This window comes from Achromobacter seleniivolatilans (assembly GCF_030864005.1).
Lineage (GTDB): Bacteria > Pseudomonadota > Gammaproteobacteria > Burkholderiales > Burkholderiaceae_B > Achromobacter > Achromobacter seleniivolatilans.
Map to the genome: position 1 here is coordinate 3,270,711 of NZ_CP132976.1, position 26,961 is coordinate 3,297,671.

The following is a 26,961-nucleotide window of genomic DNA, read 5'->3' on the forward strand; positions in this document are numbered from 1 at the left end:
TATTGCTACCGCGTTATTCCTTGGGCTTGACGACCAAAGTGCCTTTCACGTTCTGGTGAAAGTCATCAAAAAAGGGATACTCGCCAGGACGGGAAATGGTGATCACCACAAAGGATTTCACCCCCGGTCCCAATACTTTTTCCTTGCGCAGCGGAATGCTCTCGAATTCCACCGGCTCATTGCTCTCGTTGATGAGTTCAATCTTGAAACGGCCGGCGGGCACTTCCAGCCGGGCGGGCTCGAACGTGCCGTCCGGCTTGAACGTCAAAGTGAACGTCGGCAGCTCGTCCGCCTGCGCAGGCGCCATGCCAACCAGTCCGGCCAAGCCGATCAGTACCGCGGCAATAACGCGATGCAGACGGCGCACGATCAGTAACCGCCCTTCTTGCCGGTACCGGCATAGACGAACTCGTATTCCAGTTCAAACGGCTCGAACCACGGACCCACGCCGGTTTCCTTGTCGACGTGGCGGCCAAAGTGAGCCATCTTGTTCTCGGAAGGCGGCAGGATCGTGTACTTCAGCTTGTACTTGCCCGGGCCTTCCAGTTTGACGTTGTCGCCATAGTGCGGACCGTCGTTGGCGACCATGGGCATGAAGGTGCCCTTCTGCACGTTCTGGCTGCCAACCTTCTGGATTTCAAAGTTCACGACCAGATAAGGCACCCACTCGCCTTCGGGAAAGCCCGTTTTGTTGCCAGCGGTGGCGTGGATATCGGCCTCAAGGTGCACGTCGGAATCCTTGGCGGCACGCATCATGCCCGGCGGGTCCATTTCGATCGGCTGCAGGTACACCGCACCAATTTCCATGCCGCCCTTCTCGACCGGCTTGCCGATGGGGTATTCGGCCGCGTGCGCGGCAGACACGCTCAGAGCGACGATGGCCAGCGCCAAGGCTTTCTTGATCATGTGCATAATCCTTGAGACACAAATGAATGGCGGTTCTGAAACTATAAACAAGAACCGTTTGCATTAATGTAACGAAAAAAACTGACATATCCCTGAACTCAGGGGCCAGATAAGGGCCAGATTATTGCGTTTGGTCAAGCCACAAAAAAGCCGGTGAGGCGGTTGCCGTACCGGCTTTCTGCGTGGCCCAGGGCGCTTTCAGCCCCGGATCTTGCCCTGCCCGCTATTTGCGTCCGGTGCCCGGGCCCGTGCCCGGGGTGCCGCCCGGCGTGCTGCCAGGCGTAAACGGAAACGTCGAGAACATCGCGCGTGTCTGGTCCTGCATTTGATCTTGCATCTGCACGAACAGATTTTTGCTCTGATCGATGTAGTTGTTCATCATGTTCTGCAGCATGGGAGTCTGCACATTCATGAATTGCGTCCAGGCTTCGGGGCCAAACTGGCTGCCATACAGTCCCTTGGACTGCTCGGCCATGCGCGTCTGGATTTCCATGAAGGCCTGAATGTTCTTTTCAAGATAAGAACCCATGATGCCTTGCATGGCATGCCCGTAGAAACGGATGATCTGCGACAGCATGTTCGACGAGAACATGGGCATACCGCCGCTTTCTTCTTCCAGAATGATCTGCAAGAGTATCGCGCGGGTCAGCTCTTCGCCGCTCTTGGCGTCGACCACCTGGAATTCTTCATTGGCCAGGACCAGTTGCTTGACATCTGCCAGAGTGATGTAGGTGCTGGTCCGGGTGTCGTATAGCCGACGGTTGGGGTATTTTTTAATCAGGCGCAGGCTGGCGCCGGTTTGTGCTTGCGTCATGTGTGTCCCCGGATCGGGCGATCTCTTAGACTTCGAATAAGGTTGAGTGTAATACCGGGCGGCCCTCTCCCCGAGGCCCCCGGCGCCAACAGGCCGCCGAAAGCGGCCCTTGATGCATCAGCCCATGTGCAGGCCGCCGTTCAGCGAGAAGTCGGCGCCCGTCGAAAAACCGGACTCATCCGAAGCCAGCCACGACGTCATGGATGCGATTTCCTCGGGAGTGCCCAGACGCCGCACCGGGATGGTGGCAACAATCTTTTCCAGCACTTCCGGCCGGATGGCGCGAACCATGTCGGTACCGATATAGCCCGGCGAAATCGTATTGACCGTAACGCCTTTGCTGGCCACTTCTTGCGCCAGCGCCATCGTAAAGCCGTGGATACCGGCCTTTGCTGTGGAATAGTTGGTCTGGCCGAATTGGCCTTTCTGTCCATTCACCGAGCTGATGTTGACGATGCGGCCCCACTGACGTTCGACCATGCCTTCAATGACCTGCTTGGTCACGTTGAAGAGGCTGTTCAAGTTCGTGTCGATCACGGCGCGCCAATCATCCGCGGTCATTTTGCGGAACAAACCGTCGCGGGTAATACCCGCGTTATTCACCAGCACATCGACCGGCCCCAGATCTCTCGTGACCCGTTCGAAGGCTTCGACCGTGGAGTCCCAATCGGACACGTTGCCCACGGATGCGTAGAACGAATAGCCCTGCGCTGCCTGCTCATCCAGCCATTGCTGGAAATTACGGCTGGGGCCGCAACCTGCCACCACGCGAAAGCCATCCTTGGCCAAGCGTTGGCAAATAGAGGTGCCGATACCACCCATCCCGCCTGTGACGTAAGCCAGTTTTCCGCTCATTGGACTTCCTCCTGTGTGCGACGGACGCCTCGTTGATTAACTTTCTTATTGGTCTGGGCCAACCGCGTATTGCGGTTTCAGGCAGCCCGGACCTTTACGTATCTGCCAGGCGCCGGCTCGATCGGCTGGTGCTTGGCATTGCCTAATTTTGTACGTGCCTTGACTTGCTTACCTGCATGACCGGACAGCCAATCCGTCCAGTCCGGCCACCAGCTGCCGGGCTGTTCGGCCGCCTGGGCGAACCAAGCGTTGGGATCGCCGGGCATGTCGTGACCCTTTTGACCCAGTTTGTCAGCCACCCAATAGCTGCGGCGCTTTTTGGCGGGCGGATTCACCACACCCGCGATATGGCCCGACGCACCGAGGACGAAACGCTGCGGTCCGCGCAGCACCTGCGTGGACGCGTAGGCCGAAACCCAGGGCACAATGTGATCTTCGCGGGAGCCAAAAATATAAGCAGGCATCGTCAGCCGCGTCAGATCCAGCGGCATGCCGGCCGCTTGTGCGCGCCCCGGCACTTTCAGATTGTTCTCAAGGTAGGTATTGCGGAAGTACCAAGAGAAGAACGGCCCAGGCAGATTAGTGCTGTCGCCATTCCAGAACAGCAAATCAAATGGAGGGGGCTTCTGACCCTTCAGATAGTTGCCGACGACGTAGTTCCAGACCAGTTCGTTCGGCCGCAGAAACGAGAACGTGGTGGCAAGATCTCGGCCCGGCATCAGCCCGCCTTTTCCTAATTGATGATCCCGCAGCAGCGCATGCGCCTCATCAACGAAAACGTTCAGGACGCCGGTGTCGTGGAAGTCCAGCAACGAGGTCAACAGCGTCAGCGATGCGACGGGATGTTCGCCGCGCGCCTCTGCCAGCGCCAGCGCGGACGCCAGCATCGTGCCGCCCACGCAGAAACCCAGCGCATTGACTTGCGGTTGCTTCGTGATGTCGCTTGCCACGCGCAACGCCTGCAGCACGGCATCATCAAGATAGTCGGACCATGTGGCGCGGTCTACGCCATCGGTATCGCTGGCGACCGGATTGCGCCACGAAATCAAAAACACCGTATAGCCCTGCTCGACCGCATGGCGGACGAAGGAATTCTCGGGCTGCAAGTCCAGGATGTAGAACTTGTTGATGTTCGGCGGCACAATCACCAGCGGACGCTCGTGCACGGTAGCAGTCGATGGCGCGTACTGAATCAGCTGGAACAGCATGTTTTCGAACACGACTTCGCCGGGCGAGACCGCCACGTTGCGGCCGATCTCGAATTGCGATTCGTCGGTTTGGGTAATGCGGCCTTTTTTGACGTCGCCCAGCAAATTGGCCAGACCCTCGTTCAAGGCACGTCCGGCGCTTTCCACGATGGATTGCTGCGCGTCGGGATTCAATGCCAGGAAGTTCGACGGCGATAGCGCATCGACCCATTGCATGATCGAAAAGCGCAAGCGCTCGCGCATGGGGTCGCTGACCTGGGCGGCATCGACCATGCGCGACATGGCGCGAGCCGACAGCAAATACGTATGGGCCAGTAAAAGATGCGAGCTATTGCCCGACCAGGCATCGCTTGCAAAACGGCGGTCGGTCAGGGGCGCAAGCGCGCCACGCCGAGCGTCGTCGCAAAGGCGCTGCCATTCGCGAGAGAATTCGGCCTGAATATCGGCCAGGACTTCCGGTGCCACGCTCACCGGAATGGGCCCTGCGGCGGAGAGATTGGCATTCACTTCGACACCTTGTTATCGAGACTGCTCGATTGATGTTGCATTCCGGGTTAATGCCTGTCAATGCGGGTATACAAGGAGGGGTCTGGGGGATCGCCCGCGAGGCAAACCCAGACCTTGCGCTAGATCAAACCGGATCGAGCCAGGCCAGCAAAGCCATGCGCCCCGTTTCACCATCGCGCCGATAGGAAAAGAAGCAATCGGCCTCGGCTACCGTGCACATCCCGCTCTGCGAAACTTCTTGTACCCCAGCGCGGCGCAGACGGAAATCAGCCAATCCGGCGAGATCAGCCAGCCATTTTCCGGCAACGCCGGAGCGCGGTGTGAAGAAGCGCGCGGTTGCCGGGTCGTCCGCCACGAAGGCATCCAACACGTCCTGCCCCACCTCAAACGCATCTGGGCCAATGCCCGGGCCGACCCACGCACGCCAGGCATAAGCGTCCGGCACCTTGGCGCGCATGGCTGCCAGGGTATGTTCCAGCACGCCGCCGGACAAGCCGCGCCAGCCGGCATGCGCCGCGCCCAGCACCCGGCCGCCGGCATCCGCGATGACGACGGGCAGGCAGTCGGCCACCATGATGGCCAGTACGCGGCCCGGCTCGGCCGTGACGCTGGCGTCTACCGCGGGCTCATCTTGCAGATCCGGCTGATCGGCATCCACGACTTCGCTGCCGTGCACCTGGCGCAACCACAGCGGGTCTGCCGGCACAGCGGCACGCACGCGGCGCCGGTTCTCGGTCACGGTATCAGGCTGGTCGCCGGCACGGCGCCCCAAGTTCAGCGTGTCATGCGGCGCCACGCCCACCCCGCCCGCGCGGGTCGTGCAGAAATAATTCACACCGGCCCATTCGGGGCCGGTGACGACAGGCAGGTTTGCGACTACGCGTTCCATCCGATGCTTTCCTGGACTTGAATCATGTCGGCGGGCACGGCAGCGGCGAATTGGACCTCGCCACTACCACCAGGATCATCAAAATGCAGTGCGCGGGCATGCAGCATCTGGCGCTGCGCACCCGCAATGTTCTTGCCGCCATAAATCGTGTCGGCCAGCAGCGGATGCCCCAGGCTGGCCATGTGCACCCGGATCTGGTGGGTGCGGCCGGTTTCCAGGCGGCACACCACTTCCGTCACGCGGCCACCGGGGTCCACCAGACCACGCCGGAACGGCGAGTAGTTGGTAATGGCTGGCTTGGGGGCCACGGGGCGTTCGACGCTCATGCGCACAGGCACGCGCGGGTCACGGCCAATTGAACGGTCGACGCGGCCAGCGGCAGCAATCCAGCCATGCGCAAGCGCCACATATTCGCGGCCCATGCTGCGCGCCTGTAATTGGCGCACCAGATGCGTCTGCGCTTTCTCGTTGCGCGCCACAACCATCAGGCCAGAGGTGTCTTTATCAAGACGATGGACAATGCCTGCCCGAGCGACGTTGAACAATTCCGGATAGCGGTACAACAGGCCGTTGAGCAGCGTGCCGCTCCAGTTGCCTGCGCCAGGATGGGTCACCAGACCCGCTGGTTTGTTGACCACGATCCATTCGGGGCTTTCGCCCACGACGGTGAATTCAATGGGTTCCGCGGTAAAAGCGCGCGCATCGGGCGCGGGCTGCGCCCAAACGGTCAGCACATCGCCCGGACCGACCGTCTGGCGGACTTTTCCAGGCGCACCGTTAACAAGCACATTGCCGGCCTCGATCCACCCCTGCAAACGGCTGCGCGAATGATCGGGCATAAGCCCAGCCAGCACTTTATCCAGCCGGTCTGCGCGCAGCGTAGACGGCACGGTTACAAATTGCGGTTCACCGCGGGGGGGGCTTTCGGCGCTCTGTTCCAGGGTCTCGTCCGAACTTTCATCCGAACTTTCGTCCGAATTTTCGTCCAGGTTTTCCTCGGAAATACCCGGAAGTTCGTCGTCGGAAACGCTATCTGCGCGGCGGGCTGTATCAGACATGGAGACAAATCATATAATCAGCCTGCCATGCTAACACCAAGGATACGATTCTCGTGATTCACCACTCCGCAGCTCCCTCGAACCCCGCATCCCGAAGCGGGCCGGTTTTGCGCGTGGTTATCGCGCTATTTGCCGTTATCGTCATCGCCGGTTGCGGGTCGACCAACAGCAAATATGACAAGACCACCAACTGGAGCGCCGAACAGCTTTACGCCGACGCCAAGGCGGAAATGTCCTCGGGCGGCTGGAAAGAAGCCCGCGAGCGCCTGACCGCCATTGAAAGCCGCTACCCCTTCGGCGTCTATGCCCAACAAGCTCTGCTTGAACTGGCTTACGTCAACTGGAAAGACGGCGAAAACGAGCAAGCGCTGGCCGCCATCGACCGCTTCCAGCAGCTCTACCCCAACCACCCCGGCACCGACTACGCGCTCTACCTGAAAGGCCTGATCAACTTCACGCCCGCCAGCGCCTTCATGACCAACATCACGGGCCAGGACCCCGCTGAGCGCGATCCCAAGGGCCTGCGCGCGTCTTACGATGCGTTCAACGAACTGATCAAGCGCTACCCGGAAAGCAAGTACACCGTGGACGCTGAAAAGCGCGTTGCATGGCTGGTCAACACCATCGCCATGAACGAAGTGCACGTTGCTCGTTATTACTTCGAGCGCGGCGCTTACGTAGCTGCCGCCAACCGTGCACAGACCGTCATCACCGACTTCGAAGGCGCCCCCGCTACCGAAGAGGCGCTCTACCTGATGGTCGAGTCCTACGATAAGCTGGGCATGACCGAACTGAAGAACGACTCGCAGCGCGTCTTCGACAAGAACTTCCCCAACAGCGACTTTCGGACCAAGGGTCTGAAGGCCGACCGGAGCTGGTGGAATCCCTTCAACTGATTCCGCCCGGCATGGGAAAAGACAAACCCCTCGAGTGATCGAGGGGTTTTTTTCTGAGCTGTCGAATCTGGCTGGCGCGCTTAAGGCCCGCGGAAGTAGTGGTCAAGCTACACGTCTAGTGCTTCCTGCTTGCGCCGGTAGAACGCCAATACCTCTTCCAGTTCGCGGGTGCGGGCAAACGGCGGCAGCCCGCGCCACAACCGCTTGCCATAGGGCTTCTCGACCAGCCGCGCGTCGCCCACCATCAGCACGCCCCAGTCCGATTCTGTACGGATCAGACGGCCGGCGCCCTGCTTGAGTGAGATCGCGGCCTCGGGCAACTGATACTCCGAAAACGGATTGCCGCCTTGCGCCCGGCAGGCTCGCAGCCGGGCTTCGATAACGGGATCATCGGGCGGGGCGAACGGCAGTTTATCGATCGCCACCAAGGTAAGCACATCGCCGGGCAGGTCGATGCCTTCCCAGAAACTGGCGCTGCCTACCAATATCGGATGTTTGAGCTTGCAGAAGCGGTCCAGCAAATCGCGGCGTGTGCCCTCGCCTTGTTTGAGCAGCGGCCAATCATGCCCGGCGTCCTCGAACGCTTCGGCCAGCAGCAGAGCCACTTTTTCGACGGCGCGCAGGGTCGTGCACAGCACTAGCGTGCCACCAGGGCTGGCTTCCAGCAGCGGCAATAATGTCTGGACGAAACGCTCGATGAATTGGGGCGATTGCGGTTCGGGCATGCCGCGCGGCACGAACAGCAACGCCTGCTCGGGATAGTCAAAGGGCGACTCCCACTTGCCCGTTCGCGCGCTTTCCAGTCCCAGCTGACTCGTGAAGTGATTGAATTCGCCATTCACGGACAACGTCGCGGACGTCATGATCCAGGCTTGGCCCGGTTTGCGGTACTTGGAGAAAGCCTGCGCCACCGACAAAGGCGCCGAATGCAGGCGCACATGGTGCAGGCCATGCTCGACCCAGCGCACCGCAGGACCGGTCCATTGTTCGGTCGCAGCCGCCGCGCCTTCAAGAATGGCTGCGGGCGTGGACAGGCCATCGCCCAACGCGGATTCGGGTGCGGCTTCGGGTGCGGATTCGGGCGACTGATCATCACGGCCCCAGCCTTCGTCGGCAAAACCGGTGTCACCCCGTCCTGGCGTGGCCCAACGCTTGAGCCTGACGGATATCTCGGCGCCGATGCGGGCAGCTGCCATCAAATCGGGATGCTTTTCCGACACGACGCCCAACGCTTTCGTCGCCCCATCCACGGCCTCGCGCAAGGCCATCAAGGCCTCGTCGAACTCTTCAGGATTGGGAATCGCTTCAAAGGTCGCTTTGCGGCCTGGCATCTTGTCCAGCGGTGCACAGACCAGGCGCAACTCGCGCGCGGCGGTTTCCAGATGCCGGCTGACGTCGCTCCATTTAGCGGCTTCCCGCGCATACGCCAAACCCGCGACTTCCAGCGCGCGGCCAAAGTCCATCAGTTGGTGCGTGGACACGCTGCTGCCCAGAAACCGGGTGGCCGTGTCAGGCAATTGATGCGCTTCGTCGAAAATGACCGTATCGGCTTCAGGCAGCAGGTCGGTGACGCCCTCTTCGCGCAGAACCAAGTCCGCCATGAACAACGCGTGATTGACCACCACCACGTCGGCCTCTTGGGCTTGGCGACGAGCCTTGACGACGAAACAGTCACGGATGCGAGGGCATTCCTGCCCCAGACAGTTTTCACGCGTGGACGTCACGCGCTGCCAAATATCAGCGTCTTCGGGCACCTGAGCCAGATCACCGCGGTCGCCCGTCTTGGAGATGCCCGCAAATACCTGGATCTGGCGCAATTGCTGGATTTCGGTGCGCGACTTCAAGGCGCGCTCGTCGCCCTGCAAACGCTCCAGGTGATAGTGACAGACATAATTGCCACGCCCCTTGAGCAGCGCGGCCGTCACGGGCGCGGCAAGGGCCGCTCGCACACGTGGCAGATCGCGCGCGAACAATTGGTCTTGCAAGGTGCGGGTGCCGGTAGAAATCAGCACCTTGCCCCCTTGAATGAAGGCGGGTACAAGATAGGCCCAGGTCTTGCCAATACCCGTACCGGCTTCGGCCACCAGCGTGGCGCGGTCCTTGATGGCCAGGCCGATAGCCTGCGACAGCTCCACCTGCGAAGGGCGTGGCTTGTAGCCGGGCATGGCGGTAGCCAAGGGCCCGTCCTCGTCAAAGAATTCGGAAATATCCAGGTCCAGCATCACAGCAGCCTAGTGTCGGTCGACGTCAAAGGTGAACCGGTGCCGGTTACGGTTCGGGCGCCAGACACTTATGTGGGAAAGGACCAAATGATACCCGTTGCCACGCCGTCGTTTAGGCCGCGGGTGACTCGCATTGCGTGTGACCAGGGACGCATCAGTCCACCCTGGCACTTTCTGTAACAGGGGCTTATGGCACAATCCGCCCCTTGTTTTCCCTTTTTTCGTCGTATCGAGATGTCTGAAACTTCCGCTATCACGAACGTCGCCGCCGGCGTCGACAACGCCCGCATCGTCGCGCAGCTTGCAACCGAACTCGGCGCGCGCGCCTCCCAGATCGCTTCGGCGGTTGAACTGCTGGATGACGGCGCCACCGTGCCCTTCATCGCCCGCTATCGCAAGGAAGCCACTGGCGGCCTGGACGATACCGTGCTGCGCAATCTGGAAGTGCGTCTGGGGTATCTGCGCGAACTCGAAGAGCGCCGCGGCTCCATTCTTGAATCCATCTCGCAGCAGGGCAAGCTCACGCCCGAGTTGCAGCAGGAAATTGCCACCGCAGACACCAAGCAGCGCCTGGAAGACTTGTACGCGCCGTACAAGCCCAAGCGCCGCACCCGTGCCCAGATCGCCCGCGAGGCCGGTCTGGAACCGCTGGCGGACGGCATCTTGGCCGACCCTGCCTGCGATCCCGCCGTGCTGGCCGCGCAATACCTGAACCCGGAAGCGTCCATCAACGACGCCAAGGCCGCGCTGGATGGCGCGCGCGACATTCTGGCCGAGCGCTACGCGGAAAACGCGGATCTGCTGGCCGACATGCGCGAGCACCTGTGGTCCACGGGCCTGATCTACTCCAAGATGATCGACGGCAAGGAAACCGAAGGCGCGAACTTCCGCGACTGGTTCGACTTCAACGAACCGTTGCGCACCCTGCCCTCGCACCGCATCCTGGCGCTCTTGCGCGGCCGTCAACAAGGCGTGCTGGAATTGCGCCTGGGGTTGGAAGCCGACCTTGAAGCGCAACTGCCGCACCCTTGCGTGGCGCGCATCGCCAACTTCCTGAAGCTGGGCAACAACCTGTTCGCGCTGGACGCCACGCCGCGTGCGCGCTGGCTGGGTGAAGTCTGCCGCTGGACCTGGCGCGTCAAACTGCTGACGGCGTTTGAAAGCGAACTCGTCGGCCGCCTGCGTGAAGCCGGTGAAGCCGAAGCTATCCGCGTGTTCGCCGCCAACCTGAAAGACTTGCTGCTGGCAGCTCCTGCCGGCCCCAAGGCCGTGCTGGGCCTGGACCCGGGCATCCGCACCGGCTGCAAGATCGCTGTGATCGATCAGACCGGCAAGGTTGTGGACACCACCACCGTCTACCCGTTTGAACCGCGCCGCGACCGCGATGGCACGATCAACACCCTGGCGGCGCTGGTCGCACGCCACAAGGTGGACCTGATCGCCATCGGCAACGGCACCGCTTCGCGTGAAAGCGAGAAGCTGGTGGGCGACATGATGGAACGCTTCCCCGATTTGAAGGTGACCCGCGTGGTCGTCTCCGAAGCCGGCGCATCGGTGTATTCCGCATCGGAAACCGCCGCATTGGAATTTCCCGACCTGGACGTGACGCTGCGCGGTGCCGTGTCCATCGCCCGCCGCCTGCAAGATCCGCTGGCCGAATTGGTCAAGATCGATCCCAAGGCGATTGGCGTGGGCCAGTATCAGCACGACGTGAACCAGCGTGAACTCGCGCGTTCTCTGGATGCCGTGGTCGAGGATTGCGTGAACGCCGTGGGCGTAGACGTGAACACCGCCTCGGCCGCCCTGCTGGCCCGCGTGTCCGGTCTGAATTCGCTCTTGGCCAAGAACATCGTGGCATGGCGCGACGAGAACGGCGCGTTCCCCACGCGCGACATCCTGCGCAAGGTTCCGCGCTTTGGCGACAAGGCGTTTGAGCAAGCTGCCGGCTTCCTGCGCATTCCCAATGGCGACAACCCGCTGGACGCATCCTCGGTTCACCCCGAAGCCTATCCCGTCGTCGAACGCATCGTGGCCAAGATCAAGGCTGAAGTAAAGCAGATCATCGGGCAGCGCGAAGCGTTGAAAGGGGTCTCGCCTTCTGACTTCACCGACGAGCGTTTCGGTTTGCCCACGGTGCGCGACATCTTCGCCGAACTGGAAAAACCCGGCCGTGATCCGCGTCCTGAGTTCAAGACGGCGCAGTTCAAGGAAGGCGTGGAAACGCTGAACGACCTGTATCCCGGCATGGTGCTGGAAGGTGTCGTGACCAACGTCGCCAACTTCGGCGCGTTTGTCGACATTGGCGTGCACCAGGACGGCTTGGTCCATATTTCGGCGCTGGCCGAGAAGTTCGTGAAGGACCCCCGCGATGTGGTGCGCGTGGGCCAAACGGTCAGCGTCAAAGTGCTGGAAGTGGACGCCGCGCGCAAGCGCGTCGCTCTGACCATGCGCATGAACGACACCGCCGCCCCGGCCCGCCGCAGCGGCGACGCCCCCAAGACCAATGACCGCTCCAACCGCCGTTCGCAAGGCGATGGCGGACGAGGCAACGCAGGGTCGGCAGGAGCGGCGAATAGCGCCATGGCGGACGCATTCGCGAAGCTCAAACGCTGATTGTTTTCTGCGGGATGCTTGAGAAGAGGCCTGGCGCTTAGGTGCGCCGGGTCTTTTTTTTTGGGGGAGCGCCGGAGGGTTTTGCCTTGTATACGGGCTTACCCTTGGTTTGGTATTTCCTTTGCGATCCCTCAAGCCATCCCATCAAAAAATAAGAGAAAATATCTAATTGTGTCCAAACAATAAAAGCCGGCGTATTTGGGGAGCTCGGCCGACACAAAACCCATGATCAGGCGAGTGACGGCGCGAAACGCCTATGGGGCAAGAAGCAAAAAGAACATGCGCCATACTCAAAGAGCCCGGAGAGCTACCCGTCATGCGCAACACCATTACGCTTGCCGCCAACGAAACGGCAACGATCACGGAAAAAGAGGCCGCTCATAGCGGGGCCTACGACGAAGTCACACTTGGCCAGTATTCGCACCTGATCGTCGATGGCATCGACGTCACTTTCAAGCACATCACACTGGAACGCCTGGGTTCGCGCACCATCGAATTGCGCAATGGCGCGCAACTGCATGTGGGCGCGCTGGGCTTTGCCAGCATGGGCGCCAGCATCGTCTACCGCATCGGTATCGGCTGTGCGCTGACCTTCGATGCCAGCCAGTGGGACCCTGAAGTCGTCGCCAACACCACATTCGACTTCGCCAGCCAGGGTAGCGGCACGCTGAAGTATTTTCCGTTCATCAATCCGGAATGGCTGGATTGCCCGAATGTCACGGGATACTCGGAAGGCGACATGCTGGAGATAGCGGGCCAGGGCAATGCCCAGCGCTTCTTGGTGCGCGACGGGCGCATCGTGAGCGGCGCTCGGCAAGCCTGAAGCGGCTCGCTTGATCTGAAAGGGCTAGCCTGGCCTGAAGCGTCATGCCAGGCCGCAAGGATCTGATTGCAGACCGCGCTGGCGTTGGCGGCGCGCGGCGCCGCCAACGCCAACCTTACTCTTGAGACAACGACAGCAATGCTTCGCGTGCGCGCGCCAATTGCGCGCCGGGTTCGCCCGTTGCGTTTGCCGGCGCGGTCGCGACAGCTACGCCATCGATCAAGGCTGCATAGCCCTGCTCTTGAGCTTGCAGGACGCTATCGGCCGGTTCTGATTGCAGACGGCGCATCAACGCGCCCGCCGCTTTGGGATCATCAAACCGCTGCGACAGCAGCAGTTCTTCACCGTCGGCGGCCAACAGACGGAAACGGAAACCGCCGTCGTCGTCACGGAAGCTGACAAAACGCGCGCCCTTGCTCTTTTCTTTCTTGCCTTGGGCGCCCTTGCCCGCAGTTGCCGCGGCATTCAAATTACGCAAGCCCACGGCCTGGCGCAGTTCCTGCATGAACGGCGCGGACAACTTACGTGCCTTGGCAGCGCCTGCTTGCAGAATGTCTTCGATGCGGCCGGGATTGGCCATCAGCTCGAAATACTTTTCACGCATCGGCGCCAGCAGCGCCTCCAGGTGGTCGTAGAGCGCCTGTTTGGCGTCGCCCCAACCCAGGCCGTCTTCCAGCTGCTTGCGGAACGCCGCCGATTCGGCCTGCGTCGCGAAGGCACGGTAGATCGTGTACAGATGCGAGCCTTCAGCGTCTTTAGCTTCGCCAGGCGCACGCGAATCGGTCACGATACGCATCACCGACGCGCGCAGTGCACTGGCGCCGCCCTCGAACAGAGGAATCGTATTGTTGTAGCTCTTGGACATCTTGCGGCCATCCAGGCCCGGCAAGGTCGCAACATCTTCCTCGATCGCTACTTCCGGCAACGAAAAATACTCTCGGCCATACAAATGATTGAAGCGCTGGGCGATATCCCGCGCCATTTCCAGATGCTGAATCTGGTCACGGCCGACCGGCACCTTGTTCGCGTTGAACATGACAATGTCGGCGGCCATCAGCACCGGATACGAGAACAGCCCCATGGTGACGCCGTCATCCGGGTCCACGCCCTTGGCCACGTTCTGGTCGACGGACGCCTTGTACGCGTGCGCGCGGTTCATCATGCCCTTGGCCGTGACGCAGGTCAGCAGCCAGCTGAGTTCGGGGATTTCAGGAATATCTGACTGACGGTAGAACGTGACGCGCTCGTGGTCCAGGCCAACCGCCAGCCATGTGGCGGCGATTTCCAAGCGGGAACGCGCCACACGCGCCGGATCGTCGCACTTGATCAGCGCGTGGTAATCCGCAAGAAAGAAGAATGCGTCTACGCCGGGCTGCGTACTGGCCTGGACTGCGGGCCGGATTGCGCCTGCATAGTTGCCAAGGTGGGGAGTTCCAGAAGTGGTGATGCCAGTAAGGACGCGGGTATTCATGGGGCGAAGAGGCGTGTGCGAGGGGAAACGAGCAGTGTAACGTGCCGGAGCGCTGGCCCCTTCGGACGTCAGGGGCCAGGCCCCCGAGCGCCGGCAGCAGCGGCGCTGGGCCGCAATTACATGACAGCCAACACAGGGGCAGCCAGCGCGCACAAGCCGCCGGTGGTCAGCGCCGCGCGCGGGCGGAACGTCAGGAACCAAATCAGCAACATGCCCGCGATGCTAAGAATGCCGATCCATTCGACCGTGCCGTAGCTCCATCCCCATACCGCCGCGGAAGCCCACAACGATAAGGCCAGCGAGATCCAGCCGAACACGCGCAAGGGCACGCGGTGGCGCCGTGGCATAGCGCGGTCAAACAGGTCTTCGTAGTGACGGTCCATGCCCAGGCAAAGGGCCGAAAACCCCGCATAAGCCAGGCAGAAGGCAGCAAGCGTCATGGCGTATCACCTCGCGGTTCGTAGGCGCCGTGGTTCGGCGCAATGTGCGCCGTGGGAGCCTGAGCGATTGGGGAAGATGTCGCAATAGTGGCGGCCGGAGCTCCGCCAGCGACGGCGTTCTTGGCAACGGCCGCCCGCTCGGGACGGGTCTTGGCAGGCGCTTTGGCCGGTGATTTACGGGTCCGCGCAGCCTTGCGGGCCATCCAGCCGAACAGCAGTGCGCTCGCAAGGCAGGTCAGATCGAAACCCGCCATGACCCAATCGCCTGCGGGCAGTGACACGCCCAGATGGCGCGACGTAGTGAATACATTGACCACCGGCACCAAGGCCAGAGCGGCGGCGGCGATACCCAGCAGATCCTGCCATTTTCGGCGTTGGAACAAAAAGGCATAGATCAGTGATCCGCCCCAGGCGATGAAGAATGCGCGCACTTCCCAGATCTGACGGCCAGGCATATCGGCGGGCAGCAAACGATTGGCCAGGAAAAAGGCAGCCACGCCCAAGACCACGCCCGCGATAGTGCCGGCGTTCAAGCCGTCAACCAGACGCAGCGAAAAGGCTTCCCGGACATCGCCGGGACGCGCCTTCTGACGGCGCTTGGCGATCCACAGCACGAGGCCCGTGCCCACCATGCCAGTGCCAGCCAAACTGACCAGAAAGTAGAACCAGCGCAACAAGGGTTCGGCGAACAGGCCCAAGTGCAAACCGGTAACGACGCCAGCGGTCTTCACGGTGGCGCTCAGGTCGTCCTCGCTTTCCGTCAACGCGCCTGTCACGCCGTTAAAGCGCATATACGGCGCCAAACGGCCAAATGACACGCCATCGGCCGCATCGCGAACCAAAGTGATGGTGGCGCCCGCATCGCCAGGATTATTGACGGTCACACGGCCGACATTGCCTTGCCAGTGCTGCTGGGCTTGCTCCACCAGCGGCGCGATCGGGGTCAGCGGCGCGGGCTGGTTGAGCGGCGGCGTGACCTTGAACGATTTGAAGACTTCGTCCGTGTACTGGCGAGGATTTTCGTACACAGCCTGGATGCCCGCTGGCATCAGCATGACCATGAACAACACCAGACCACTGAAAGTGATCATCAAATGGAATGGCAGCCCCAGCACGGACAATACATTGTGGCCGTCCATCCAGGCGCGCTGTCCGCCCTTTTTAGGACGGAAGGTAAAGAAGTCGGTAAATATCTTTTTGTGCGTGATGATGCCGCTGATGATCGCCACGAGCATGAACATGCCAGCGATGCTGGCCAGCCAGCGCCCCCACGGGAACGCGGTTTCCAGCTCGAAGTGAAAGCGGTAGAAGAATTCGCCGCCGCGCGTCTCGCGCCCGGTGACGGATTGGCCCGATACGGGGTCCAGTTTTATCCGCACAAAGCCGCGCTCGCCTGGCTTGGGCTTGGGCACCTGATACAGCAGCTGGATCAGCGGTTCGCGGTTCGAAGGCGGCGTGATGAACCAGCGTTTCGCGTCCGGCGCATGTTCGCTCAAGTAGCGCTGCGCAGTCTGCGCAGCTTGCACAGCGGGCGTCGGCTGCACTTGGATCTCGGGCTGCATCCAGCGCGTGATCTCGGGCCGGAAGAACGCCAGCGAACCCGTCAAGAACATCGCGAACAGCACCCAGCCGAAAATCAATCCGGCCCAGGTGTGCAGCCACGACATGGACTGGCGCAAGCCTTCTTCGCCTTGCGCCTTAACTTTCCCAGCCTTCATGCCACCCCCATGCTTCGTCCAGCCAGGAACAAAGCACCCAGTACAACAGAGGGCAGCAAGATGCCGGCCCAGGCCCGCCACGCATTGCGTGTGGCGAACACCCAGATCACGCCACAGGCGTAGATCACAAAGGACAGCATCTGCGCCGTGGTCACAGCGTCGGCCCGCCCCATGGGCAGCCAGACGGCCAGGCAGGCCGCAGCCGCCGAGGCCAGGGCATATCCGCCCAGGATGGCGGCCGCCACTCGGGAGAATACGGCCAGACGGTAGCGCATCATGCCTGCGCCGGCTGCGGGAGCTTTCACTTGGACACGTTAAAGGTCAGGGTGGAAACGTAGCGGATCTTGGCGTAGGACTTGCCATCAGCCTCGCCCGCCTTTTCTTCGACATGCGCGGCTTCCAGCACGTATTGGCCGGGCCACGGGGTAGTGATTTCAATGCGGCCGTTTTCGTCGGTCCAGAAGCGCTTTTCCCACTTCGGCGGGCCGAACACGGTGACTTCGGTCTTGGCCAGCGGCTTGCCCTGGAAATGCAGGACAAAGGTATTGGCGTCAGCAGCGGTCGGAACCAGTTCCAGATCCAGCTTGCCTTGCGTGTCAACTCGGCCAGCCTTGGCGCCGTACTTCACCAGGGTGTCTTTGTACTGATAGGGCTGAGTCAAACGCACGTCGCCCTTGCCTGCGGTAGCGAATTCCACGAAATCCGCGCCCTCGCCCGACGCCTTGACCGCCTTGCCATCGGCCGCGGTCACAACCGGCGCAACCAGGATCTTGCCCAACAAACCATCACGCTTTTCGCGCAAGTCATCAGCCCACTCGCCAAAGTACGCCTTGGCCGGACCCTCGGCACTGCGTTCCAGCCAAACAAAGTGCGCCTGCGCGGCGCCCGCGCTGCCCAACAGGGCGATAGCGGCCAATGTCCTTGCGAATTTCATTATGGGTTTTCCTTTAGTCCGATAACCAGATCAGGCCAGCCCCGCGCCAGCCCGATTTGGCAGGGTCTGAATTATAACCATTCTCACTACGGAAGCGCACAAAAATAATCGGGACGGGTTGGTTTCCCTATGGAAAACCAGCCGCGGCGTTTGCTTTCCCCTTTTTTGGCGACTTCATATCAGCCGTGACCGCGGTTTCGCCATGGGTTAACCCTCATTCCTTTAAATCCTGCATTAAATATATTTGCCATATATCTGATTCACTCACCGCCCTTCAACAAGGATTCACCATGAACCACCCTCGCTGGACCGGCATCTTTCCCGCCATCACCACCAAATTCCACGCCGACGAGCGTATCGACGCTGAAGGCACCGCCCGCCATATCGATTTCCAGATCCGCAATGGCGTCCATGGCATGGTTACCTGCGGTTCTTTGGGCGAGGCCAGCACGCTGACACTCGAAGAAAAGCTTGAGGTCACCAAGATTGCGCTGGATGCGTCCGGCGGACGCGTACCGGTGCTGGCCAACGTCTCCGAGACCAGCACCCGCGAAGCGCTGCGGTTCATCGACGGCGCCAACAAGCTGGGGGTGGCGGGCTTCATGGTCATGCCGTCCCTGATCTACGTGGCAGACCCGCGTGAAGCCATGCAGAACGTGCGCGCCATGGCCGAAGCAGCCCAGCAGCCCATCATGGTCTACAACAACCCGCTGGCTTACCGCGTGGACCTGAAACCGGAACACATGGCCGAACTGGCGGACTGCAAATGGATCACCGCCGTCAAAGACAGCTCAGGCGATACGCGCCGCGTCACCGACCTGCGCATCGCTGTCGGCGACCGCTACCAAATTTTCCTGGGTGTGGATGACCTGGCCTACGAAGGCTTGGCGCTGGGCTGCGACGGGCTGCTGGCCGGCGTGGGCTGCACCTTCCCGCGTGAAACAGTGGCGCTGTATGACCTGATGAAAGCGGGTAAACACGCCGAGGCCTTGGCGCTGTATCAGTGGATGACCCCGCTTCTGCACCTGGACGTCTCCACCAAGCTGGTGCAGAACCTTAAGCTGATCGACGCGCTGGTCGGAGTGGGCACCGAGCACATGCGCCGCCCCCGCCTTCCGGTCATCGGCGAAGAACGCGCCCTTATCGAACGGGTCGTGGCGCAGGCGCTAGCCACGCGGCCGGCAAAGTATCAGTCCGTGCCCTGACCTGCAGCAATGACGCATCCGCTGGCGTCATGCGCCAGCGCCATGGCGTCGCGGTTGACTACCGCGACGCCACTGCCGCCAATGTCTGAATCCCCCAGACAGTGGCGATACTGGCCTCCCACACCCCGTACATAAGGCGCGTCAATGAAGCAGATCCGTGTCATCGACTCTCACACCGGCGGCGAACCCACCCGGCTCATCATTTCGGGCTTTCCCGACCTGGGCCCGGGCACCATCGCCGAACAGCAACAACGGTTGGCCAGCCAGCATGACTCCTGGCGCGCGGCGGCCGTACTGGAACCCCGAGGCAGCGACGTTTTGGTGGGCGCCTTGCTCTGCGAACCGCAAGACTCAGCCAATGTAGCCGGCGTCATTTTCTTCAACAACGCAGGCTATTTGGGCATGTGCGGTCACGGCACGATCGGGCTTGTCGCTACGCTGGCTTACATGAAGCGCATCGAGGCAGGCGAATTTGGTATTGAAACCCCCGTTGGGACCATACGCGCCATCCTGCACGGCGACGGCTCGGTCAGCGTGCGCAATGTGCCGGCGTACCGGCTGCACCACGCCCTGCGGCTCCACGTGCCAGGTCATGGGGACGTCGTCGGCGATGTGGCCTGGGGCGGCAATTGGTTCTTCCTGGTCGGCGAACCCTCGCAACGCATAGCGGCCGACAACCTGGATGCGCTGACGGCCTACGCCTGGGCCATCCGTCAAGCCTTGCATGCAGCCGGCATCACGGGGGCGGACGGAGCCGAGATCGACCACATTGAGCTGTTCGGCCCAGATCCTGAAGCCGACAGCCGGAATTTTGTGCTGTGCCCCGGTAAAGCGTATGACCGCTCGCCTTGCGGCACGGGCACCAGCGCCAAGCTGGCCTGCCTTGCTGCCGACGGCAAACTGGCCCCGGGGCAGATATGGCGCCAGGCCAGCGTGATTGGTAGCGTGTTCGAAGCCAGCTACACCCAAACCGAAGGCCAGATTTTGCCAACCATCCGCGGGCGGGCTCACGTTTGCGCTGAATCCACACTGCTGATTCAACCTGATGATCCATTCGGCTGGGGCATCCGGCTGTAGTTCCACCCACGGGAGTCTGTCATGACGGACAAATTGAGTGATTACATCGTCTTTGCCGAACTGCTGGCCCAAGAAGCTCGCCAGCTGTTTGCCCCGCATTTAGGCACGGCCCCGCGCGCCGACGTCAAAGCGGACCGCAGCCTCGTCACGGCGCTCGATCACGCCATCGAAGCGCACTTGCGGGCGCGAATCGAACACGCCTATCCCAGCCACGGCATCTATGGCGAAGAAGAAGGCCACGTCAGACTGGACGCTGAATTTGTCTGGGTGCTGGACCCCATCGACGGCACGGCTCCCTTTCTTGCGGGCGTACCGGTGTTCGGCACCCTGATCGCGCTGCTGCATCGTGGCGTGCCCGTCATCGGCGTCATGGATTTTCCCGCCACGGGCGAAAGGTGGGTCGGCGCCACCGGCCGCCCCACCCTGCATCAGGGTCAGGTATGCCACACCCGCTCGTGTGGCCATCTGGGCGATGCCATGCTCACCACCAGCAACCCGGACTTTTACGCGGCTGCCGAACTACCCGCCTTCCAGGCGCTGCGCGAACGTACGCGTTGGCGCATCTATGGCGGCTGCTGCCTGGCCTATGGCTTACTGGCCTCCGGCCGCACGGACGTGGCAATCGACGCACGTCTGGCCTTGTACGACTACGCCCCCTTCATCCCTGTCATACAGGGCGCGGGCGGCATCATTACCGATTGGGACGGCCGCGCACTCAGTCTCGATAACAACAGCTCACGCGTGCTAGCCGCTGGCGACGCCGACCGCCATCGCGAAGCGCTTGACCTTGTGCGTCACGCCGTGGGCTGACCTCGCCACCCGGGGCCGCAGCCTGCGGCTCTTTCCCCATCTCGCTGTACTGATGTGTTTCCTCTTGGGCTAGGAGCGTCCTGCCATGGATATTCGCATTGAAAATTTACGCATCTCGTATGCCAATCAACGCGTCATTGACGGGTTGAGCCTGGAGATTCCTCCTGGCAGCTTCTTCACGTTGCTGGGTCCCAGCGGCTGCGGCAAAACCACATTGCTGCGCACCATTGCCGGGTTCATCGCCGTCGAGTCCGGCCGCCTGCTGTTCGGAGGCCAGGACGTCACCCGCTTACCGGCCCACCAGCGCAATATCGGCATGGTGTTTCAAGACTATGCGCTGTTTCCCAACCGCAGCGTGTTCGAGAATGCCGCCTATGGCCTGCGCGCCCGCAAAGTGGACAAAGCCGCGATCGGGCAAAGAGTGCAGCGCGCACTGGAACGCGTGGGCCTCGCACAATATGCGTCGCGGCTGCCTGCCGAGCTTTCGGGCGGACAACGCCAGCGCGTCGCCCTGGCGCGTGCGCTGGTCATTCAGCCCCAAGTGCTGCTGATGGATGAACCGCTGTCCAATCTGGATGCCAAGCTGCGCATCCAGGTCCGTCAGACCATTTCCGAACTGCAACGCGAGGCCGGTATCACCACGGTCTTCGTCACGCATGACCAGGAAGAAGCGCTGGCCTTATCCGACCAGATCGCGGTGATGGAACGGGGCCGCGTCGCCCAGCTGGGCACGCCGCGCGACATCTACGCCGAACCCACCAGCGGATATGTGGCCGACTTTGTTGGCGCGGCCAACCTGTTGCCCGTGCAGTGCGTCGCTCAGGCGCCGGGCCGGGTACAGCTGGACGTGGACGGCCATGCCGTCGGCGCTCACGCGCCCGCGCCGCTGGCTGGCGCCGCAGTCCTGGTTGCGCGGCCTGAAGACATTCAGCTGTCCGCCGAGCCGGGGTCGGGTGTGCCCGCGCGCATCCTGACGCAACAGTATCTGGGCATCAAGATGAACTACGGCGTCGAACTTCCCAGCGGCCGTCTGATGAACGTGGACGTGCATGGCGACTCCGCCGCATCCCTGCACTGCGGCATGCCAGTCAACCTGGTGTTCGATCCCCGAAAAACGCTGGTACTCGCATCATGAAACGGCTCATCGCAATACTTCGATCTCCGTGGACATGGCTGTCCGTGACGGTGCTTGCCGTGCTGCTGGTATTTCTGGTCTGGCCGGTACTCAACATCCTGTCCGCCAGCGTACTCAGCCGCAATGAAGACGGCCAGTCTGGCTGGCACATCCTGATGTCCGACCCGCGCTACCTGCGCGCCATCGGCAACACCCTTTTGCTGGGAGCGGGCGTCACGCTGCTGGCATCCAGCATCGGCGTTCCCCTGGCCTATCTGACAGCACGCCATCACTATCGGGGCAAAGGGTTTGTCGCCATTCTGCCGCTGATCACGCTGATCATTCCTGAAGTAATCGGCGCGCAAACCTGGCTGATGATTCTGGGCAACAACGGGGTACTCACGCGGGCGTTACGGGATGGCTTAGGTATGGACCCGCCATCGTTCTACGGCTGGCCTGGGCTGCTGACCGTCATGACGTTTACCTATTACGCATACATCTACATCGGCACGCTGGCGGCCATACGCGGCTTTGATTCGCAGCTCGAAGAAGCGGCCCAAAGCCTGGGCACGTCTCCCCCGATTTCGCGCCTCAAGGTCATGGCGCCGGTGGTCATGCCCGCCATCCTGGCCAGCGCCTTGCTTGTGTTCACGATGGTGGTCGGCAACTTCGCCACGTCGATGATCCTGGGCCACCGTGTCGAATTGCTGTCGGTGCTGACCTACCAGGCCTCGGTGTCCGAAACCGGTAGCGATCCTGTCATGCAAAGCACACTGGCGACCACATCGATTGCTCTGGTGATGCTGGCCCTTTTCGTCCAGCGCTGGATTGTCTCGCGCGGGCGCTATGAAATCACACAGGGACGCAGTGCTCCTGAAACAGCCATCCGTGGCCCGCGGGGGCTGGCGATGGCCGGCGCGGCAACCGTCGTCATGGTGCTGTCGATGCTGCCGCTGGGCACCTTGGCGGTGGGCGCGTTCACACGGGCGCACGGGCCGGTAATGCGCTGGGGCGATTGGACGACCAGCCACCTGGAACGTGTGCTGATCAATGCGCCCGGGCCGGTGTTCAATTCCATCCTGTATGCGGGCGCCGCGACACTGATCGCCATTGCATTCAGCACCTTGGCCAGCTATCTAATTGTCAAGAAACGCAACCTGCTGACGCCCTGGCTGGACTACCTTAGCTCGATCCCGCTGGCGCTGTCGGGCACTGTCATTGGCATCGGCTTGCTCATGACCTTCGGCCGTGGCGCCTTCGATCTTTCGGGCACTGCGTCGCTGATCGTGCTGGCCTACATCGTGCGGCGCCTGCCCTTTGGGGTGCGCAACGCTTCGTCCACGCTATTCAATCTGCCCGACTCCATTGAAGAGGCCTCGATCAGCCTGGGCGTACCGCCGCTGCGATCCTTTGTGAAAGTGGTGCTGCCATTGATGGCGCCAGCCATCATTGCCGCGGCAGTACTTACCTGGACCACCACGGTTTCAGAACTGAGCGCCTCCGTCATCGTGTATTCACCGGGACACGAGACGCTGCCCATCCAGATCTTCCGGCTGATCGACAGCGGATTGATGGCCCAGGCATCCGCTTATGGTTTGGTGCTGATCACCGTCATCCTGGCGCCGGTATTGCTGGCGACCCGGATCTTCAATATTCGGCTCTTTGCCTGAGCCCATTTTTTCACCCCTAGCGCAAAGGAATCACCATGCTTGAACTCCCATCGCTCCATCGCCGCCGGATACTCCAACTGCTGGCCGCCAGCGGCAGCATCAGCGCGCTGCCAGCCGTTGCGCTGGCGCAGCGCACCGAACAGGTCGTGCTGTATACGACGCTGAATTCACAATCCGTTGAAACCGCCAACGACGTCGCTCGTCAGGCGCTGCCCCATATCAAACCCAGCGCGGTGGTCGGAGGCAGCAGCCAATTGCTCAAGCGTATTGAAGCCGAAGCCGCCCAACCTCGCGGCGACGTGTTCTGGACGTCCAGCGCCAACGTGATGCACGGCTACCGTACCCTGTTTGAAGCCTACCGCTCGCCCGAAGCCGCCGCGATTCCCGCTGCGTTGCACGGCCCCGACGATCTCTGGATGGCCGCCAACCTCCACATCGTTGTCGCAATGGTCAATGCCCGGCACCTGCCCGGCGCCGCGCCCGCCACGTGGGCCGACCTGACCGACCGCCGCTTCAAAGGCAAAGTCATCATCGGTGATCCCGGCAACAGCTCCACCGCCTTCACGGCTCTGTGGGGAATCGAACGCGTGCTTGGCGCAGACGGCCTGAAGGCCTTGGCGCAAAACATTGTTGTGTCCAGCTCGGCGTCGCATGTCGTGCGCAGCGTTGGCCAGGGTGAATACGCGGTCGGCATCACGTTCGAATCCACCGCCTACCCCTATGTGGCGGGCGGCCAGAAAGAGATTGGAATCATGTACCCGCAGGACGGCACCTTCACCGTGGCCGACAATATGGCACTGGTGAAAAATGCGCCAAACAAAGACGCCGCCCGGCGCATGTACGACCTGCTGCTGTCGCGCGGCATGCAGTTGGCGCTGCTTCAGAATGCGTATCGCCGCCCCAGCCGCAACGACATCGACGTCAGCAAGCATTTGGACATGCCGCCGCTGGCCGACATCAAGATCGTACCGGTCGATGAGACCGAGGCCGCAAGCGACCGCGATGCGTTCCTGACGCGCTGGCGCGCACACGTGGCTGCGGCACGCAGCAGCTAATCCCCCGGGATTCAACGCTGCAAGCGCCGCGCAAAACAAAGCGGCCCATGGATCACCCCTGGGCCGCTTGGTTACACGCTTGCCAGAGGTTTACCAGCGATAACGCAAGCTGGCCTTCACGGAACGCTCGTAGCCATACCAGCACCACGAATCGCCCGAGCAAGAGGCGATGTATTCCTTGTCGAACAGGTTCTGCACGTTCAACGCCACTTGCATACCCTTCAACGACGGCGACACGCGGCCCAGGTCATAGTCCAGCATCAGGTCGAACAGCGTGACCGACGGCACCTTCATCGTGTTGACGTCATTCACATAAGACGACCCGATGTACCGCACGCCACCGCCCACGCCCATGCCCGCCAGCGGACCGTCTTGCAGCTGGTAGCGTGCCCAAGCCGATGCCTGTTGCGAAGGCACGCCCACCGGCGTCTTGCCCTTCAGGTTCAGCCCGGTCAGGCTGGGATTAGCCTTGGAGTATTCGTTATTCATCAGCGAATATGCCGCCACCAGCGTCAGACCGCGCAAGGGCTCGGTCTTGGCTTCAAGTTCGATCCCCTGCGTGCGCAACTCGCCCGCCTGAATCGAGCATCGGCCGCCAGCCGTGCCGCAAATATGCGTCGGGTCCGGATCGGTGGTTGTCATGTTTTCGCGGCGGATGTCATACGCGGCAACGGACAGCATCGTCGCGCTTCCCGGCGGCTGGTACTTGATACCGACCTCGTACTGATTCCCTTCGATCGGCTTGAATGGCGCGTTATTCCACCCAGTACCCGACTGCGGCTCGAACGACTCCGAATAGCTGAAGTAAGGCGCCACGCCATTGTCGAAGTTGTAGATCACGCCCAAGCGGCCCGTGAACGCCTCGGCATTCAGAGAGGACGGCGCCTTGCGCCCGTTGGCGATGGTGGTGGTTTCGCCAACCGTGCGCGACCAATCGTAGCGTCCGCCCAGCAACACCGACAGGCGATCAATCTTGATCTGATCCTGGAAGTACAGGCCGGACTGATACTGCCTGGACGTCGCATCCGTCGAGAACGCTGGCGTCGGGATGTTCTGATGATTGTTCGGATTCAACACATATAACGAAGGGGCGGTTCCAAAACCCGACAGCGTATCGGTCTTGACGTGCTGGTAGTCAAAGCCCAGCAGCACGGTATGACCGAAGCTGCCCGTGTTGAATCGCGCCTGCAAGTTGTTGTCGATGGTCAGCGCCCCCACATCCACATCCGTCGCGATCGACGCGCGTTGTTGATACAGATACGTCTTGTCGGTGTAGCCGTAATTGTTGGTCATCGCGCCGTAGATGCTGCGGTATTGCGCCTCGGATCGCGTCCAGCGCAGACTTTGCGTGGCCTTGATCGTGTCATTGAAGCGGTGGTCCAGCACATAACCCAGCGAATAACTCTTGCGGTCGCTCTTCTCGAAATTGGCGTCGCCATCGTAGTAGTTCGATGGCAGACGGATACCGTCCGGCGCCGACAACAGCGTACGCATCGACGACACGCTGCCATAGGAACCCATGTCGGGATCACGCTGGAAGTTGGTCAACACGGTCAGCGACGTATCGCCATTGGGTTTCCACGTGAAGGCCGGCGAAACAAAATAGCGGCGTTCCTTCGTATCCACTACCTGGCCATCGGACATATAACCCGAGCCCACCAGGCGGTACAGGTACTTGCCCTCGTCATCGACTGGTCCGCCAAAGTCGAAATTGGCGCGGCGATAGTCGTAATTGCCCACTTGCACTTCCACTTCACGCAGCGTTTCTTCCAATGGCCGCTTGCTGACCTGATTGACCACGCCGCCCGGGCCGCCCTGGCCGTACATGACGGAGGCCGGCCCCTTCAATACATCCACGCGTTCCAGACGGTAGGCATCCACTTGCGGCAACGCGTCACGTCCGCCAAATACCCGCAGGCCGTCCAGGTAAGACGATGCCGAGAATCCGCGCACGCTGAATTGGTCAAGACGTGTCGCCGTCGCACCGCGCGATTCAGTGGCCACGCCAGCCGTGTAGCGCAACACCTGGTTCAGCGTTTGCGCGCCCTGCTCCTTGATCTGCTCACGCGTGATGACGGACACCGACTGCGGCGTCTCAATCAGGGGAGTATCCGTTTTGGTGGCGCTGACGCTCGCAGTCGCCACATAACCCACCGTGGGCGCCAGCGCGCTGTCGGAGGCGCCGGACACGGTCACGGGTGCCAGCACATGGGTGTCGCCCGACGATGCGGGCGCTGCCACCAGTGTCCAGGTGTTGCCTGATTGTGCGCGCGCTTGCAGGCCACTGCCAGACAGAAGCTGGGCGAAACCGGCGCCAACGGAATACGCGCCGTTCAAACCTTCGGAACGGCGGCCGCGCACCAGCGCGGGATCAAATGACAGAATCACCCCAGCGCTGCGCGCGAACTGCGTCAAGGCATCCGCCAACTGGCCTGCGGGAATCTGGTAGCTGCGCTGCGCATTGACGGCGGCAGGCGCGGATTGTGCCCAGGCTGCGGGCATGCCCGCAGCGAACGCGCCCGCGCATGTGACGGCCAGCACGGCCATGCGGCCCGCGGTCAGTGAAGCGCGCAAGCGCATATGAGATGAAGCAGACACAAAAACTCTCCCTGTACGGTGATCTATCTCTGCCTTTCCGTACGGGAATCAAAAACCTGCAATGCGTCGGGCAAAAAA

Annotated in this window: 23 protein-coding genes; 9 read left to right on the forward strand and 14 right to left on the reverse strand. The window is 61.6% G+C overall.

Translation table 11 applies throughout. The features are described 5' to 3' along the window. Positions 1-13: 13 nt before the first annotated feature. The 7 genes from RAS12_RS14740 to RAS12_RS14770 form a co-directional block, all read right to left on the reverse strand. Entirely contained in the window at positions 14-367 is a 354-nt protein-coding gene (locus RAS12_RS14740) for a cupredoxin domain-containing protein (protein WP_371321282.1), read from the reverse strand. Between the two features lie 2 nt (positions 368-369). After that, entirely contained in the window at positions 370-906 is a 537-nt protein-coding gene (locus tag RAS12_RS14745) for an iron transporter (RefSeq protein ID WP_306951164.1), read from the reverse strand. Positions 907-1,129: 223 nt separating this feature from the next. Continuing rightward, positions 1,130-1,720, reverse strand: coding sequence for a polyhydroxyalkanoate synthesis repressor PhaR (gene phaR / locus RAS12_RS14750; protein WP_306951166.1), 591 nt, complete (start codon positions 1,718-1,720; stop codon positions 1,130-1,132). A 117-nt stretch (positions 1,721-1,837) separates the two neighbouring features. Further along, on the reverse strand, positions 1,838-2,575 hold the full coding sequence (gene phbB / locus RAS12_RS14755; protein ID WP_306951168.1) for an acetoacetyl-CoA reductase: 738 nt from the start codon (positions 2,573-2,575) through the stop codon (positions 1,838-1,840). Positions 2,576-2,652: 77 nt separating this feature from the next. Beyond that, positions 2,653-4,290, reverse strand: a complete 1,638-nt coding sequence (phaC, locus tag RAS12_RS14760) for a class I poly(R)-hydroxyalkanoic acid synthase (protein WP_306951171.1) — start codon at positions 4,288-4,290, stop codon at positions 2,653-2,655. Positions 4,291-4,414: 124 nt separating this feature from the next. After that, positions 4,415-5,179, reverse strand: a complete 765-nt coding sequence (pgeF, locus tag RAS12_RS14765; RefSeq protein WP_306951172.1) for a peptidoglycan editing factor PgeF — start codon at positions 5,177-5,179, stop codon at positions 4,415-4,417. After that, positions 5,167-6,237 (reverse strand): RluA family pseudouridine synthase, encoded by a 1,071-nt coding sequence (locus RAS12_RS14770; protein ID WP_306951173.1) that lies wholly within the window; start codon positions 6,235-6,237, stop codon positions 5,167-5,169. Before RAS12_RS14770 ends, pgeF begins: the two co-directional genes overlap by 13 nt. 107 nt (positions 6,238-6,344) lie before the next feature. Here RAS12_RS14770 and RAS12_RS14775 point away from each other — a divergent pair, with 107 nt between their 5' ends. Further along, positions 6,345-7,133 (forward strand): outer membrane protein assembly factor BamD, encoded by a 789-nt coding sequence (locus RAS12_RS14775; protein WP_306951455.1) that lies wholly within the window; start codon positions 6,345-6,347, stop codon positions 7,131-7,133. Positions 7,134-7,240: 107 nt separating this feature from the next. Here RAS12_RS14775 and yoaA read toward each other — a convergent pair whose 3' ends face one another. Beyond that, positions 7,241-9,355 (reverse strand): DNA repair helicase YoaA, encoded by a 2,115-nt coding sequence (gene yoaA / locus RAS12_RS14780; RefSeq protein WP_306951175.1) that lies wholly within the window; start codon positions 9,353-9,355, stop codon positions 7,241-7,243. Positions 9,356-9,589: 234 nt separating this feature from the next. Here yoaA and tex point away from each other — a divergent pair, with 234 nt between their 5' ends. Together tex and RAS12_RS14790 are read left to right on the forward strand one after the other, a co-directional pair. Beyond that, complete coding sequence (tex, locus tag RAS12_RS14785; RefSeq protein WP_306951177.1) at positions 9,590-11,968, forward strand: RNA-binding transcriptional accessory protein Tex; 2,379 nt, start codon at positions 9,590-9,592, stop codon at positions 11,966-11,968. Positions 11,969-12,284: 316 nt separating this feature from the next. Continuing rightward, positions 12,285-12,791: a hypothetical protein gene (locus RAS12_RS14790; protein ID WP_306951178.1), complete on the forward strand. Its 507-nt coding sequence runs from the start codon at positions 12,285-12,287 to the stop codon at positions 12,789-12,791. 115 nt (positions 12,792-12,906) lie between these two features. Here the strand turns inward: RAS12_RS14790 and RAS12_RS14795 are convergent, their stop codons facing one another. The 5 genes from RAS12_RS14795 to RAS12_RS14815 all read right to left on the reverse strand — a co-directional run bounded on the left by RAS12_RS14795 (position 12,907) and on the right by RAS12_RS14815 (position 17,354). Next, a complete protein-coding gene (locus RAS12_RS14795) occupies positions 12,907-14,262 on the reverse strand; it encodes a tryptophan--tRNA ligase (RefSeq protein ID WP_306951180.1) in 1,356 nt (451 codons plus the stop codon). A gap of 116 nt (positions 14,263-14,378) precedes the next feature. Then, complete coding sequence (locus tag RAS12_RS14800) at positions 14,379-14,702, reverse strand: DUF3325 domain-containing protein (protein ID WP_306951182.1); 324 nt, start codon at positions 14,700-14,702, stop codon at positions 14,379-14,381. Next, complete coding sequence (locus RAS12_RS14805) at positions 14,699-16,420, reverse strand: PepSY-associated TM helix domain-containing protein (protein WP_306951184.1); 1,722 nt, start codon at positions 16,418-16,420, stop codon at positions 14,699-14,701. Before RAS12_RS14805 ends, RAS12_RS14800 begins: the two co-directional genes overlap by 4 nt. Continuing rightward, positions 16,417-16,698: a DUF3649 domain-containing protein gene (locus RAS12_RS14810; protein WP_306951457.1), complete on the reverse strand. Its 282-nt coding sequence runs from the start codon at positions 16,696-16,698 to the stop codon at positions 16,417-16,419. Before RAS12_RS14810 ends, RAS12_RS14805 begins: the two co-directional genes overlap by 4 nt. 23 nt (positions 16,699-16,721) lie before the next feature. Continuing rightward, the gene (locus tag RAS12_RS14815; RefSeq protein ID WP_306951186.1) at positions 16,722-17,354 is read right to left on the reverse strand and encodes a DUF4198 domain-containing protein; all 633 of its coding nucleotides are present in this window, start codon (positions 17,352-17,354) and stop codon (positions 16,722-16,724) included. 290 nt (positions 17,355-17,644) lie between these two features. On the opposite strand from RAS12_RS14815, the gene RAS12_RS14820 reads away from it, so the two are divergent. The 6 genes from RAS12_RS14820 (at position 17,645) to RAS12_RS14845 (ending at position 24,285) form a co-directional block, all read left to right on the forward strand. Further along, entirely contained in the window at positions 17,645-18,559 is a 915-nt protein-coding gene (locus tag RAS12_RS14820) for a dihydrodipicolinate synthase family protein (protein ID WP_306951188.1), read from the forward strand. A gap of 144 nt (positions 18,560-18,703) precedes the next feature. Next, positions 18,704-19,636, forward strand: coding sequence for a 4-hydroxyproline epimerase (locus RAS12_RS14825; RefSeq protein WP_306951191.1), 933 nt, complete (start codon positions 18,704-18,706; stop codon positions 19,634-19,636). 21 nt (positions 19,637-19,657) lie between these two features. Further along, on the forward strand, positions 19,658-20,446 hold the full coding sequence (locus RAS12_RS14830) for an inositol monophosphatase family protein (RefSeq protein ID WP_306951192.1): 789 nt from the start codon (positions 19,658-19,660) through the stop codon (positions 20,444-20,446). 85 nt (positions 20,447-20,531) lie between these two features. Then, positions 20,532-21,581, forward strand: a complete 1,050-nt coding sequence (locus RAS12_RS14835; protein ID WP_306951194.1) for an ABC transporter ATP-binding protein — start codon at positions 20,532-20,534, stop codon at positions 21,579-21,581. Next, positions 21,578-23,230, forward strand: a complete 1,653-nt coding sequence (locus tag RAS12_RS14840; protein ID WP_306951196.1) for an ABC transporter permease — start codon at positions 21,578-21,580, stop codon at positions 23,228-23,230. Before RAS12_RS14835 ends, RAS12_RS14840 begins: the two co-directional genes overlap by 4 nt. Positions 23,231-23,265: 35 nt before the next feature. Next, on the forward strand, positions 23,266-24,285 hold the full coding sequence (locus RAS12_RS14845) for an extracellular solute-binding protein (protein ID WP_306951198.1): 1,020 nt from the start codon (positions 23,266-23,268) through the stop codon (positions 24,283-24,285). A 90-nt stretch (positions 24,286-24,375) separates the two neighbouring features. Here the strand turns inward: RAS12_RS14845 and RAS12_RS14850 are convergent, their stop codons facing one another. Continuing rightward, positions 24,376-26,865: a TonB-dependent siderophore receptor gene (locus RAS12_RS14850; RefSeq protein ID WP_371321301.1), complete on the reverse strand. Its 2,490-nt coding sequence runs from the start codon at positions 26,863-26,865 to the stop codon at positions 24,376-24,378. Between the last annotated feature and the right edge of the window lie 96 nt (positions 26,866-26,961).

Coding starts and splice junctions, on each gene's coding strand:
- RAS12_RS14745 (WP_306951164.1), bottom strand. CDS start 906: ATGATCAAGAAAGCCTTGGCGCTGGCCATCGTCGCTCTGAGCGTGTCT.
- phaR (WP_306951166.1), bottom strand. CDS start 1,720: ATGACGCAAGCACAAACCGGCGCCAGCCTGCGCCTGATTAAAAAATAC.
- phbB (WP_306951168.1), bottom strand. CDS start 2,575: ATGAGCGGAAAACTGGCTTACGTCACAGGCGGGATGGGTGGTATCGGC.
- pgeF (WP_306951172.1), bottom strand. CDS start 5,179: ATGGAACGCGTAGTCGCAAACCTGCCTGTCGTCACCGGCCCCGAATGG.
- RAS12_RS14770 (WP_306951173.1), bottom strand. CDS start 6,237: ATGTCTGATACAGCCCGCCGCGCAGATAGCGTTTCCGACGACGAACTT.
- yoaA (WP_306951175.1), bottom strand. CDS start 9,355: ATGCTGGACCTGGATATTTCCGAATTCTTTGACGAGGACGGGCCCTTG.
- tex (WP_306951177.1), top strand. CDS start 9,590: ATGTCTGAAACTTCCGCTATCACGAACGTCGCCGCCGGCGTCGACAAC.
- RAS12_RS14790 (WP_306951178.1), top strand. CDS start 12,285: ATGCGCAACACCATTACGCTTGCCGCCAACGAAACGGCAACGATCACG.
- RAS12_RS14795 (WP_306951180.1), bottom strand. CDS start 14,262: ATGAATACCCGCGTCCTTACTGGCATCACCACTTCTGGAACTCCCCAC.
- RAS12_RS14800 (WP_306951182.1), bottom strand. CDS start 14,702: ATGACGCTTGCTGCCTTCTGCCTGGCTTATGCGGGGTTTTCGGCCCTT.
- RAS12_RS14805 (WP_306951184.1), bottom strand. CDS start 16,420: ATGAAGGCTGGGAAAGTTAAGGCGCAAGGCGAAGAAGGCTTGCGCCAG.
- RAS12_RS14810 (WP_306951457.1), bottom strand. CDS start 16,698: ATGATGCGCTACCGTCTGGCCGTATTCTCCCGAGTGGCGGCCGCCATC.
- RAS12_RS14815 (WP_306951186.1), bottom strand. CDS start 17,354: ATGAAATTCGCAAGGACATTGGCCGCTATCGCCCTGTTGGGCAGCGCG.
- RAS12_RS14820 (WP_306951188.1), top strand. CDS start 17,645: ATGAACCACCCTCGCTGGACCGGCATCTTTCCCGCCATCACCACCAAA.
- RAS12_RS14825 (WP_306951191.1), top strand. CDS start 18,704: ATGAAGCAGATCCGTGTCATCGACTCTCACACCGGCGGCGAACCCACC.
- RAS12_RS14830 (WP_306951192.1), top strand. CDS start 19,658: ATGACGGACAAATTGAGTGATTACATCGTCTTTGCCGAACTGCTGGCC.
- RAS12_RS14835 (WP_306951194.1), top strand. CDS start 20,532: ATGGATATTCGCATTGAAAATTTACGCATCTCGTATGCCAATCAACGC.
- RAS12_RS14840 (WP_306951196.1), top strand. CDS start 21,578: ATGAAACGGCTCATCGCAATACTTCGATCTCCGTGGACATGGCTGTCC.
- RAS12_RS14845 (WP_306951198.1), top strand. CDS start 23,266: ATGCTTGAACTCCCATCGCTCCATCGCCGCCGGATACTCCAACTGCTG.
- RAS12_RS14850 (WP_371321301.1), bottom strand. CDS start 26,865: ATGCGCTTGCGCGCTTCACTGACCGCGGGCCGCATGGCCGTGCTGGCC.